Here is a 12,372-nt window from a genome sequence, read left to right as displayed (position 1 = left end):
CGCGATGGACCTGCCGATCCCGAACATCGCCCTGCCCGCCGGCCTGCCGCCCCCGGACGCACCGCTGCTGCGCATCGAGGACCTGCGGGTGCGCTTCCGCCTCGGCCGGGAAAGCGGCCAGGGCAACCAGCCGCGCTGGGGCCGCGCGGTCGGCGGCGAGGCGCCCGGCAGCGGCGTCCATCTCGACATTCCGGCCGAGACCACCGTCGCGCTGGTCGGCGAGTCCGGCTCGGGCAAGAGCGTGACGGCGATGTCGATCCTGAACCTGCTGCCCGACAACGCCGAGCGCAGCGGGCGCATCCTCTGGGACGGCAGCGACCTGCTCGGCGCGACGCCGGCCGAGCTGCGGGCCTTGCGCGGCCGCCAGATCGCCTGCGTGTTCCAGGATCCGATGGGCTCGCTGAACCCGGTCTTCACCATCGGCGAGCAGATCGTCGAGCCGCTGCGCCTGCACCTGGGCCTGGGCCGGGGCGCGGCGCTTGTGCGGGCGGAGGAGCTGCTCGCCGAGGTCGGCCTGCCCGAGCCGCGCCGGCGCCTGTCGGCGTATCCGCACGAGCTGTCGGGCGGCCAGCAGCAGCGGGTGATGATCGCCATCGCGCTGGCCTGCGAGCCGCGCCTCTTGATCGCCGACGAGCCGACCACCGCGCTCGACGTGACCATCCAGCGCCAGATCCTGGAGCTGCTCGAGCGGGTGCAGCGCGAGCGGCGCATGAGCCTGCTGTTCATCAGCCACGACCTCGGCGTGGTCGGCGAGATCGCCGACCGGGTGGTGGTGATGCGCCACGGCCAGGTGCGCGAGCAGGGCCCGGTCGAGGCGATCTTCACCGCGCCGCAGGACGCCTACACCCGCGCGCTGCTGGCCTGCCGGCCCGCGCTCGACAGCGACGCGCCGCGGCTGGCGGTCATCGACGATCACCTCGCCGGCCGCGCGCCCGCGCCGGCCCGCCGCCCGCGCCTCGAATCGGCCGACGACGCGCCGGTGCTGATCGAGGCCCGCGGCCTGGGCAAGACCTTCAGCGTCCGCGAGGGCCTGTTCCGGCGCCGCGAGTTCCAGGCGGTGCAGGAGGTGAGCTTCCGCCTGCGGCGCGGGCGCACGCTGGGCGTGGTCGGCGAATCGGGTTCGGGCAAGACGACGATGGGCCTGACGCTGCTGCGGCTGCACGAGGCCAGCGCCGGGCAGGTGCTGTTCGACGGCGAGGATATGTTCGCGCTGCAGGGCCTGGCGCGGCAGGCGCTGCGCCGGCGCATCCAGATCGTGTTCCAGAACCCGTACGCATCGCTGAACCCGCGCTTCACCATCGGCCAGACCCTGCTGGAGCCGATGCGGATCCACGCCCTCGGCGTCGACGACCGCGAGCGCGAGGGCCGCGCGCTGGCGCTGCTCGAGCGCGTCGGGCTGGACGGCACGGCGTTCGGCAAGTACCCGCACGAGTTCTCCGGCGGCCAGCGCCAGCGCATCGCCATCGCGCGGGCGCTGACGCTCTCGCCCGAGGTGCTGGTGCTCGACGAGGCGGTGTCGGCGCTGGACGTCTCGGTGCAGGCGCAGGTGCTCAACCTGCTGAAGGACCTGCAGGACGAGCTGGGCCTGGCCTATGTCTTCATCAGCCACGATCTAGCCGTCGTGCGCTTCATGGCCGACGAGCTGCTGGTGATGAAGGACGGCCGCGTCGTCGAGCAGGGCGAGACGCGCGCGCTGCTGGCCGCGCCGCGTCAGGACTACACGCGGCGGCTGCTGGCCGCCGTGCCGCGCGGCCTGGCGGGACGCGCCGAACGCACCGGCCCCATGAACTGAGCGGTTTCCCGCATCGACTTTTCTGGGTCCGGTTGGCCGCATTCATCCGCCGATGCGGAGCGGCCCCGCCTTGCGACCATTGGTCATCCGCCATCTCGCAAGGATCTTTCCATGAAACCCCGCTGGACCGACTGGCTTGCCGCCGCTGCCCTGGCCCTGGCCCTGAGCGCCGGGGCCGCCGTCTCGCCGCCGGACGATGCGCCGGTGCTCGCCCGCGCCCGCTGATGCCCTGCTGACATCCGGCGGAAACCTGTCGGAAACATCGCAAGCGCAAGCAGTCGCAAGAATGCGTGAACTTCTGCCGCACAGCGCTGTCACCGTTGCAACCTGACGCAGCGGACCGCGGCGCCCGGGCGTACGCTGTGCCGGCGATTAGGCTTCAAACGGAGTCCGACATGAAGTTCCGCTGGTCCGAATGGCTCACTGCAGCCGCCCTCATCTTCGCCTTCAGCGCCTTTGCCGGCGCCGATATCGCCCATGATGCCGCGCCCGAGTCCACCGCCTCGCAGGCACCCGCGCCTGCGCTGCCTGCGCGCTGAAGGCACGCGTCCGAGCAACTCCTCCTCAGAGAAGCCTTGGGGACTGGGTCCAGTCCCAGGGAGGCGGGCGATCCGGGCCTGAGAGAGCGAGCACCCGGTTTCCCCGTCCCGCCTCCCTTCTTTTTTGGGCATGCCCCGCGCCACCGGCATCGATGCCGGCGCCCGAAGAACACCCCGCCCCCTGACCGCCGTTTCAGCCGACCGCCCGGCAGGCGCTGCGGTATTCTCGCGGCCACTTCCGCGCCCGGCCTGCGCCGCGCCGGCCCTCCCTCCCCTGCCGCTGACCGCGACCCATGAGCATGAGCACCCGCGCCGCCATCGCCGCCTCGATCGCCTACGACACCATCATGGTGTTCGAGGGCCAGTTCACCGACCACATCCTTCCGGACCAGATCCACAAGATCAACCTGTCCTTCCTGTCGCCGCGCATGCGCCGCGAGTACGGCGGCTGTGCCGGCAACATCGCCTACAACTACGCGCTGCTCGGCGGCGAGGCGGTGCCGATGGGCATGGTCGGCGACGACTTCGCCCCCTACCGCGATCACTACCAGCGCTGCGGCATCGACCAGCGCGCGATCCGCGTCGCCGCCGACAGCTACACCGCGCAGTGCTTCATCGTCACCGACCTGTCGAACAACCAGCTCGCCGGCTTCCACCCCGGCGCGATGGGCCGCTCGGCCGAGATCGCGCTGGCCGAGGCCGGCGAGGTCGCGGTCGGCCTGGTCGGCCCGGACGCGCCCGACGCGATGCAGCAGCACAGCCGCGAGATGGCCGAGGCCGGACTGCCCTTCATCCTCGACCCCGGCCAGAACATCGTGCTGTTCAGCGGCGAGCAGCTGCTGGAGATGATCGACCGCGCGCCGGTGCTGGTCTGCAACGACTACGAGGCCGAGCTGATCTGCGACAAGACCGGCCTGACGCTGGCGCAGCTGGCCGCGCGGGTTGACACGCTGATCGTCACCCGCGGCGCCGAGGGCTCGATCGTCTGGCAGAAGGGCACCGAGCAGACCATCGCGCCGGTGCCGGCCGCTGCCGTCAAGGATCCGACCGGCTGCGGCGACGCCTACCGCGCCGGCCTGCTGCTGGCGATGGCCACCGGACGCTCGCTGCTCGACGGCGCGCGCCTGGGCAGCGTGCTGGGCTCGATCAAGATCGCGGTGCAGGGCTGTCAGAATCACCGTCCGACGCGCGAGGAGATCCGCGCGCAGTTCGAGCAGCATTACGGCGCCTGGCCGTTCTGAGGTCGGCCGCTGCCGCGCGGGGACCGCGGCAGCCCGGCGCCCTGATCCCGCGATCCAGGAGACGCCGATGAGTGAGCCTTTCGCCGCGCCCCCCGCCGATGTGCTGGTGGTCGGCAGCCTGAACATGGACCTGCGCATCCGCACGCCGCGCCTGCCCGCACCCGGCGAGACGCTGACCGGCAGCGGCTTCGACACCGACGGCGGCGGCAAGGGCGCCAACCAGGCGGTGGCGGCCGCTCGCCAGGGCGCCCGGGTGGCGATGCTCGGCGCGGTCGGGCAGGACGCCCACGGCGCGGCGCTGCTCGCGGCGCTGCAGGCCGACGGCATCGACACCCATGCGGTCGAGCGCATCGCGGGCACGCCCAGCGGCACCGCCGCCATCCTGCTGATGCCCGACGGCGAGAACAGCATCGTCGTCATTCCCGGTGCCAACCACGCGCTGACGCCGGAGCGGGTGCGTGCGCAGGCCGCGCGGCTGCGCCAGGCCCGCGTGGTGGTCGCGCAGCTCGAATGCCCGCTCGACGCGGTGGCCGAGGCGCTGGCGATCGCACGCGAGGCGGGTGCGGTCACGGTGCTCAACGCCGCGCCGGTGCAGCCGCTGGGCGAGGCACTGCTCGGCCAGCTCGACTGGCTGGTGGTCAACGAGATCGAGGCCGCGGCGCTGGCCGGCATGCCCGTGCCCGGCCCGGCCGAGGCGCGCGCGGTGGCCGAGCAGCTGCGCCAGCGCGGTCCGCGCCAGGTGCTGGTGACGCTTGGCGCCGAGGGCCTGGTGCTGGCCGGCCCCGAGGGCACGCTGGCGCTGCCGGCGCCGCGGGTGCAGGCGGTCGACACCACCGGCGCCGGCGACACGGTGGTCGGCGCGCTGGCCGCCGTGCTGGCTACCGGCCGGCCGCTGCGCGAGGCGCTGACCCGCGCCCAGGCCGCGGCCGCGCTGGCCGTCACCCGGCTCGGCACCCAGTCGGCGATGCCGACGGCCGCCGAGGTCGATCACCTCGTCGCCGACCTGCACCTTCAGGGAGACACCCCGTGAACCGCACCCGCATCCTCTTCGACACCGATCCGGGCATCGACGACGCGATGGCGCTGGCGATGCTGGCGCTCGATCCGCGCGCCGAGCTGGTCGGCATCACCACCGTCTTCGGCAATGTGCCGATCGAGCTGACCACCCGCAACGCGCTGGCGCTGCGCGAGCGCTTCGGCATCGACCATGTCCCGGTGGCGCGCGGCGCGACACGGCCGCTGGTGAAGCCGGCCGGCGACTTCGCCGACTTCGTCCATGGCGCCAACGGCCTGGGCAACGTCGAGCTGCCCGAGCCGAGCGGCGCGCTCGATCCGCGCCCGGCCGCGCAGTTCATCGTCGAGATGGCGCGCCGGCATTCGGGCGAGCTGGTGCTGGTGCCGGTCGGGCCGCTGACCAATCTGGCGCTGGCGCTGCAGCTCGACCCGGAGCTGCCCCGCCATGTGCGCGAGGTGGTGCTGATGGGCGGCGCCTTCGGCACGCACGGCCATGGCGGCAACATGTCGCCGGTGGCCGAGGCCAACATCTTCAACGACCCGCATGCGGCCGACCTCGTCGCCACCGCGCCGTGGCCGGTGACCTTCGTCGGCCTGGACGTGACACACGAGGTGGTGATGACGACCAGCTACCTCGACGAGCTGGGCGCACGCGGCGGCCCGCACGGCACCTTCCTGCGCGACATCACCCGCTTCTACGAGGCCTTCTACGAGTTCCGCACCGGCGGCGGCATCTGCTGCCATGACGCCACCGCGGTGGCCTGCGCGCTCGACGCCTCGGCCTTCACCCGCCGGCCCGGCGCGGTGCGTGTCGTGACCGAAGGGCTGGCGGCCGGCCAGACCATCCAGTCGGTGCGCGGCAGCCGCTTCCCCGCCACCGACTGGGACGGGCGACCCGAGCAGCAGGTGTGCACCGGCGTCGACGTCACGCGGGTGCTGGCCGACTTCCGCCGGCTCTTTCCCGGCTGAAGCACGAAAAAGCCCGGCCAGGGCCGGGCTTCGTCAGGCCGGAAGCCGAGGCTCCCGATCAGGCCACGATCACGGCTTCTCGCCGGTCGGGAAGGGCCAGGCGGCCTTCGGGTTCAGCGTCGTCTTGGCGGTCGTCGACGGCGCGGCAGCGGTCGCGCTCTTCTTCGCGGCCTTCTTCGCCGGCTCGGCCTTCTTCAGCGCCGGCTTCGGCGTGGCCTTCTTGGCGGCGGCCTTCTTCGCCGGCTTGGCCTCCTCGACCACCGGGGCCGGAGCGGGCGCCGGTGCCGGCTCGGCGGCGGCGGCCGCAGCCTTCTTCGGCGCGGCCTTCTTCGCGGCAGCCTTCTTGGCCGCCGGCTTGGCTTCCTCGACGACCGGAGCGGGGGCCGGAGCCGGTGCCGGCTCGGCGGCGACGGCCGGGGCCGCAGCCTTCTTCGGCGCCGCCTTCTTCGCGGCAGCCTTCTTGGCCGCCGGCTTGGCCTCCTCGACCACCGGGGCCGGAGCGGGTGCCGGAGCCGGCTCGGCCACGACCGGAGCGGCGGCCTTCTTCAGCGCCGGCTTCGGCGTGGCCTTCTTGGCTGCGGCCTTCTTGGCGGCCGGCTTGGCTTCCTCGACCACCGGGGCCGGCGCGGGCGCCGGGGCCGGCTCAGCCACGGCCGGAGCGGCTGCCTTCTTCAGCGCCGGCTTCGGCGTGGCCTTCTTGGCCGCAGCCTTCTTGGCGGCCGGCTTGGCTTCCTCGACCACCGGAGCCGGTGCAGGCGCCGGGGCAGGTGCTGCGGCGACCGTCTCGACGACGGCCGGGGCCGCCGCCTTCTTCGTGGTCTTGCGGGCCGGCTTCTCGGCCGGAGCGGCGGCCGGGGTTGCCGCGACAGCCTTCGGGGCCGCAGCCGTCTTCTTCGTTGCCATCACAGTTCTCCTAGATGAGATTGACATTGCGCACCCGGCCGGTCGCAGGCAGAGGAGCCGGGGGTGATCCTCGGTCCGCGCAGCTGTTCAGCACAGGCGCCCGGGGCCGTGAATGGGAAGGTCTCGAGACGCAGGCGACGGACGGCAGCAGCACGGCAGGGCTCAGTCCCAGGACAGGGCGCCGCCCGACTGATACTCGATCACGCGGGTCTCGAAGAAGTTGCGCTCCTTCTTCAGGTCGATCATCTCGCTCATCCACGGGAAGGGGTTCTCCTCGTTCGGGAAGAGCTCGTCGAGACCGATCTGGGTCGCGCGACGGTTGGCGATGAAGCGCAGGTAGCCCTTGAACATCGACGCGTTCAGGCCCAGCACGCCACGCGGCATGGTGTCCTCGGCGTAGCGGTATTCCAGGTCGACCGCCTTCAGGAACAGCGCCTTGATCTCGTCCTTGAACTCCGGCGTCCACAGGTGCGGGTTCTCGAGCTTGATCGCGTTGATCAGGTCGATGCCGAAGTTGCAGTGCATCGACTCGTCGCGCAGGATGTACTGGTACTGCTCGGCGGCACCGGTCATCTTGTTCTGGCGGCCCAAGGCGAGGATCTGCGTGAAGCCGACGTAGAAGAACAGGCCTTCCATCAGGCAGGCGAAGACGATCAGCGACTTCAGCAGCGTGCGGTCCGCCTCGGGCGTGCCGGTGACGAAGTTCGGATCCATGATCGCGTCGATGAACGGGATCAGGAACTCGTCCTTGTCGCGGATCGAGGCCACCTCGTGGTAGGCGTTGAAGATCTCGCTCTCGTCCAGGCCCAGCGACTCGACGATGTACTGGTAGGCATGCGTGTGGATCGCCTCCTCGAAGGCCTGGCGCAGCAGGAACTGGCGGCACTCCGGGGCGGTGATGTGGCGGTAGGTGCCCAGCACGATGTTGTTGGCCGCCAGCGAGTCGGCGGTCACGAAGAAGCCGAGGTTGCGCTTGATGATGCGGCGCTCGTCGTCGCTCAGGCCGTTCGGATCCTTCCAGAGCGCGATGTCGCGGCTCATGTTCACTTCCTGCGGCATCCAGTGGTTGGCGCAGGTGGCCAGGTACTTGTCCCAGGCCCACTTGTACTTGAACGGAACGAGCTGATTGACGTCGGTCTGCCCGTTGATGATGCGCTTGTCGGCGATGTTGACGCGGCGCTGCGCACTGTCCCCTAACGCGCTGGCCAGAGGAGTGGTGTTGAAGGGAGCTGCGGACTGCAGCGGGGCATCGTCTTCGAAGCTCAGCATTGCGTACTCACGGTCTGTGACCGTCCATCGAGCATTATCGTTATTCGTTGCGCATTTTCAACACGCGCGAAAGGGGCATGGCACTCTTCGCCACACCCCTTTCTTCTCATGTCACTCGCTCATCACCGAGGGCACGAGCGCCAGTGACGGCACACGTGCTCCCAGCGACCGAATCGGTAGCGCACATAGGCGCGAACCGGCACGGTGCGAGGACGTTGGCTGCGCGGTTGCATAGCCTCATCCTTTCCCACAAAGGGGTGAGGATCGAAGATGCTCTAGGACGTCGGTTGGCTATAATCTCGGATTGCTCTTGAAGCATCCGCAAGGAAGCAAACCTAGCGATAGTCAGGATCTCCTTTACTGATTTTTCGCTTGAGACTCGGCCCTGTTGGCGCAGAGCTGTGTCACAAGTCCTCCTTCGCAAACCCCGCCCTGTTTCCAGCAGCGCGGGGTTTGTTTTTTGTGGCCTAGCCAGCGATCACTGGCAGGCTTCGCAGCCGGGGTCGTCGATGGCGCAGAACTTGACGTCGGTGGCCGGCGTCGAGGCGCCGGCTGCCGCGGCCATCTGCGCCTGCGCGGCGGCGGCGGCCTTCTCCATCGCGCTCTGGCCGGTGCTGCTGCCACCGGCGCTGACCGCGTTGAGCTGGCCGGCGCGGCCGGTCGACTTCTCGGCGTGCGTGGCGCCCATCGTGCGCAGGTAGTAGGTGGTCTTCAGGCCGCGGATCCAGGCGAGCTTGTAGGTCTCGTCGAGCTTCTTGCCCGAGGCGCCGGCCATGTAGATGTTCAGGCTCTGCGCCTGGTCGATCCACTTCTGGCGACGCGAGGCGGCCTCGACCAGCCAGCGCGGCTCGACCTCGAAGGCGGTCGCGTAGAGCTGCTTGAGCTCCTCGGGCACCCGGTCGATGCGGCGCAGCGAACCGTCGAAATGCTTCAGGTCCATGACCATGATGTCATCCCACAGGCCGAGCTTCTTCAGGTCGCGCACCAGGTACTCGTTGACCACGGTGAACTCGCCCGACAGGTTCGACTTGACCGAGAGGTTGCCGAAGCACGGCTCGATCGAGGCGTCCACGCCGATGATGTTCGAGATGGTCGCGGTCGGCGCGATGGCCACGCAGTTGGAGTTGCGCATGCCGTTGTCGCGGATGCGCAGGCGCAGCGCCTCCCAGTCCAGCGTCGACGAGGTGTCGGCCTCGACATAGCCGCCGCGCGCCTCGGCCAGCAGCTTGAGCGAGTCCAGCGGCAGGATGCCCTTCGACCACAGCGAGCCGTCGTAGGTGGCGTAGCGGCCACGCTCGGCCGCCAGCTCGGTCGAGGCCCAGTAGGCGTGGTAGCAGATCGCCTCCATCGAGCGGTCGGCGAACTCCACCGCCGCCTGCGAGGCGTAGGGCACGCGCAGCTGGTAGAGCGCGTCCTGGAAGCCCATCAGGCCCAGGCCGACCGGGCGGTGCTTCAGGTTGGAGTTGCGGGCCTTGGCGACGGCGTAGTAGTTGATGTCGATGACGTTGTCGAGCATGCGCATCGCCACCGACACCGTCTTCTTCAGCTTGGCCTGGTCGAGCACCTTGGCGCCGTCCGCGCCGGTCGTCAGGTGGTGCGCCAGATTGACCGAGCCGAGGTTGCAGACCGCGATCTCCTGGGCATTGGTGTTCAGCGTGATCTCGGTGCAGAGGTTGCTCGAGTGCACCACGCCGACATGCTGCTGCGGCGAGCGCAGGTTGCAGGCGTCCTTGAACGTGATCCACGGATGGCCCGTCTCGAACAGCATCGTCAGCATCTTGCGCCACAGGTCGACCGCGCGCACCCGCTTGAAGAGCTTGATCTCGCCGGAGCGGGTCTTCTCCTCGTAGGCGGTGTAGGCGCGCTCGAAGGCGGTGCCGAACAGGTCATGCAGGTCCGGGCAGGTCGACGGGCTGAACAGCGTCCACTCGCCGCCCTCCATCACGCGCTTCATGAACAGGTCCGGAATCCAGTTCGCGGTGTTCATGTCGTGGGTGCGGCGGCGGTCGTCGCCGGTGTTCTTGCGCAGCTCCAGGAACTCCTCGATGTCGAGGTGCCAGGTCTCCAGGTAGGCGCAGACGGCGCCCTTGCGCTTGCCGCCCTGGTTGACCGCGACCGCGGTGTCGTTGACCACCTTCAGGAAGGGCACGACGCCCTGCGACTCGCCGTTGGTGCCCTTGATGTGGCTGCCCAGCGCGCGCACCGGCGTCCAGTCGTTGCCCAGGCCGCCGGCGAACTTGCTCAGCAGCGCGTTGTCCTTGATCGACTCGTAGATGCCGTCGAGGTCGTCGGGCACGGTCGTCAGGTAGCAGCTCGAGAGCTGCGAGCGGCGCGTGCCGGCGTTGAACAGCGTCGGCGTGCTCGACATGAAGTCGAAGGTCGAGAGCACCTCGTAGAACTCGATGGCGCGCGCCTCGCGGTCCACCTCGCCCAGTGCCAGGCCCATGGCCACGCGCATGAAGAAGGCCTGCGGCAGCTCGATGCGGGCCTTGCGCACATGCAGGAAGTAGCGGTCATACAGCGTCTGCAGGCCGAGGTAGTCGAAGTTCATGTCGCGCTCGGGCCGCAGCGCGGCGCCCAGACGCGACAGGTCGAACTGCAGCAGACGCTCGTCGAGCAGCTCGGCCTCGACGCCGCGGCGCACGAACTCGGGGAAGTACAGCGGATAGCGCAGGCTCATCTCGGCCTGGGTCACGTCGTCGCCCAGCACCTCGCGGCGGATGGTGTGCATCAGCAGGCGGGCGGTGACGCGGGTATAGCCCGGGTCCTTCTCGATCAGCGTGCGCGCGGCCAGGATCGCGGCCTTGTAGACCTCCTCGACCGGCACGCCGTCGTACAGGTTGCGGCGCGTCTCGGCCAGCACCGGCGCGGCGGTGACCTCCTCGCCCAGGCCGGCGCAGGCCGACTCGACCAGCGCCTGCAGGCCGCCCTTGTCCAGCGGCTTGCGCTGGCCATGGTCCTGCACGACCACATCGGCCGGCGCCTGCGCCGGCGCGCGGCCCTGGCTCAGGCGCTCCTGCGAGCGGCGCTCGCGGTACAGCACATAGGCGCGCGCCACGTCATGGTGGCTGCCGCGCATCAGGCCCAGCTCGACCTGGTCCTGCACGTCCTCGATGTGGAAGGTGCCGCCGCTCGGACGCGAGCGCAGCAGCGCGCGCACCACCGACTCGGTCAGCACGTCGACCGTCTCGCGCACGCTGGCCGAGGCCGCGCCCTGCGCGCCGCGCACCGCCAGGAAGGCCTTCATCAGCGCCACCGCGATCTTGTGCGGCTCGAACGCGACCACCGCGCCGTTGCGGCGGATGATCTGATAGCCAGCGTAGGCGGAGGGCGACGGCGCGGTCGGGGCGGTCGAGGTCGGATCGATGGAGCTGAAGTCGGTTGTCTGCATGGACATGGAGTCTTCCTGGGTTCGTTCCCTGAGGACGTCAGGCGGTCGTCGTCGGCAATGCGCCGCCCCGGTCGGCCTGCCTGCGGCGGGCCGTCCTGGACGGTGAAATGGGGAGTGGTTCTGGCTCTGCTGTGCTGGACGCGCGGCCGTTCTGCGGAGAGCCCGCAGCCGCGACGGACGCGAGCATAACACTAGCCGTAGTGTCCTGCGATCTGCAAAACACTATGGCTAGTGTCCCTCAGTTCATGTGCCTCTTGACAGGAGCGGCAGGAGCGGCTTGTGCGCGCCGAGGTGGCGCGCCAGCCGGCGCCAGTCGAAGCCTGCGCCCGGATCGTGCTTGCGCCCGGGCGCGACATGCTCATGGCCGACCGCCTCGAGAATCGGCCAGGCCTGTGCGGCCTGCCTCAGCAGCCGTGCCAGTGCCCGGTACTGGGCGGCACGGAAGGGGTGTCCTTCCAGCCCTTCCAGCTCGATGCCGAGCGAATGGTCGTTGCAGTTGTCGACGCCGCGCCACGACGAGCGCCCGGCATGCCAGGCCCGCCCGTCGACCGCCACGAACTGCACCAGCTCGCCGTCGCGCCGGATCAGGAAATGCGCCGACACCTCCAGCCCGGCCAGGCCGGCGAAATACGGGTGCGCAGCCGGATCGAGCCGGTTGGTGAACAGCCGCTCGACCGCGTCGCCGCCGTAGCGACCGGGCGGCAGGCTGATCGAATGAACGATCGCCAGATCGACCGCCCGCCCCGGGGGACGCGGCCCGAAGTTCGGGCTCGGCACCCGGCGCGCGTCGCGGTGCCAGCCATCCTGCCAGGGCGAGACGGGCGTCGGCACGGGCTGGCGACGCCGGGCAGCGACCGGGCTCATGCGCTGCCCTCCTCGCCCTCGTCGCTGCCGTCGCCGGCGGCCTGCACGCCCAGCCGGCTCATGCGGTAGCGCATCTGGCGCAGCGTCAGGCCGATGGCGGCGGCGGCGGCGGTGCGATTGCCGCGGTGCAGCGCCAGCGCGCGCACCAGCACCTCGCGCTCGACCTCGTCGAGGTGGGCCATCAGGTCCGCGGGCAGCGGTGGCTCGCCCGTCGGACCGACCGGACCGACCGGACCGGCCGGACCCGTGCCCGCGGCCGGCGCGGCCACCGGCGCGATCGAGCGCCCGCTGGTCTTCGGCAACAACGACCTGCCCGGCGTGATGACCGTCTCGGCCGGCCAGACCTTCCTGCGCCGCTACGGCGTGCGGGTGGGCGACACGGTGGTGGTC

Annotated in this window: 10 protein-coding genes; 5 read left to right on the top strand and 5 right to left on the bottom strand. The window is 70.5% G+C overall.

Translation table 11 applies throughout. From position 1 onward, the window contains the following. Positions 1-4: 4 nt before the first annotated feature. From HZU84_RS18160 to HZU84_RS18140, 5 genes are all read left to right on the top strand, one after another. A complete protein-coding gene (locus HZU84_RS18160) occupies positions 5-1,792 on the top strand; it encodes an ABC transporter ATP-binding protein (protein WP_149504851.1) in 1,788 nt (595 codons plus the stop codon). Positions 1,793-2,187: 395 nt separating this feature from the next. Beyond that, positions 2,188-2,331, top strand: a complete 144-nt coding sequence (locus tag HZU84_RS18155) for a hypothetical protein (RefSeq protein ID WP_180693056.1) — start codon at positions 2,188-2,190, stop codon at positions 2,329-2,331. 293 nt (positions 2,332-2,624) lie between these two features. Continuing rightward, complete coding sequence (locus tag HZU84_RS18150; protein WP_310734056.1) at positions 2,625-3,572, top strand: carbohydrate kinase family protein; 948 nt, start codon at positions 2,625-2,627, stop codon at positions 3,570-3,572. A gap of 67 nt (positions 3,573-3,639) precedes the next feature. Continuing rightward, positions 3,640-4,602 carry a ribokinase gene (gene rbsK, locus HZU84_RS18145; protein WP_180693055.1) on the top strand — a complete coding sequence of 321 codons (963 nt, stop codon included), beginning with the start codon at positions 3,640-3,642 and terminating at the stop codon, positions 4,600-4,602. Continuing rightward, entirely contained in the window at positions 4,599-5,555 is a 957-nt protein-coding gene (locus HZU84_RS18140; RefSeq protein WP_223120893.1) for a nucleoside hydrolase, read from the top strand. The genes rbsK and HZU84_RS18140 overlap by 4 nt, the downstream gene beginning before the upstream one ends. Before the next feature lie 69 nt (positions 5,556-5,624). On the opposite strand, the gene HZU84_RS18135 is transcribed toward HZU84_RS18140, so the two are convergent. The 5 genes from HZU84_RS18135 to HZU84_RS20325 all read right to left on the bottom strand — a co-directional run bounded on the left by HZU84_RS18135 (position 5,625) and on the right by HZU84_RS20325 (position 12,164). Then, positions 5,625-6,458 (bottom strand): hypothetical protein, encoded by an 834-nt coding sequence (locus tag HZU84_RS18135; RefSeq protein ID WP_244954356.1) that lies wholly within the window; start codon positions 6,456-6,458, stop codon positions 5,625-5,627. A 162-nt stretch (positions 6,459-6,620) separates the two neighbouring features. Next, the gene (locus HZU84_RS18130) at positions 6,621-7,727 is read right to left on the bottom strand and encodes a ribonucleotide-diphosphate reductase subunit beta (RefSeq protein ID WP_244954357.1); all 1,107 of its coding nucleotides are present in this window, start codon (positions 7,725-7,727) and stop codon (positions 6,621-6,623) included. Between the two features lie 478 nt (positions 7,728-8,205). Continuing rightward, positions 8,206-11,118 (bottom strand): ribonucleoside-diphosphate reductase subunit alpha, encoded by a 2,913-nt coding sequence (locus HZU84_RS18125; RefSeq protein ID WP_375139043.1) that lies wholly within the window; start codon positions 11,116-11,118, stop codon positions 8,206-8,208. Between the two features lie 243 nt (positions 11,119-11,361). Continuing rightward, entirely contained in the window at positions 11,362-11,982 is a 621-nt protein-coding gene (ampD, locus tag HZU84_RS18120; RefSeq protein ID WP_149504854.1) for a 1,6-anhydro-N-acetylmuramyl-L-alanine amidase AmpD, read from the bottom strand. Further along, complete coding sequence (locus HZU84_RS20325; protein WP_219341001.1) at positions 11,979-12,164, bottom strand: helix-turn-helix domain-containing protein; 186 nt, start codon at positions 12,162-12,164, stop codon at positions 11,979-11,981. The genes ampD and HZU84_RS20325 overlap by 4 nt, the downstream gene beginning before the upstream one ends. Positions 12,165-12,372 lie beyond the last annotated feature (208 nt).

This window comes from Sphaerotilus sulfidivorans, from assembly GCF_013426975.1.
GTDB classification, from domain to species: domain Bacteria; phylum Pseudomonadota; class Gammaproteobacteria; order Burkholderiales; family Burkholderiaceae_C; genus Sphaerotilus; species Sphaerotilus sulfidivorans.
The sequence above is the reverse complement of the archived record's forward strand: the minus strand, read 5'-3'. Positions and strand labels throughout refer to the sequence as shown.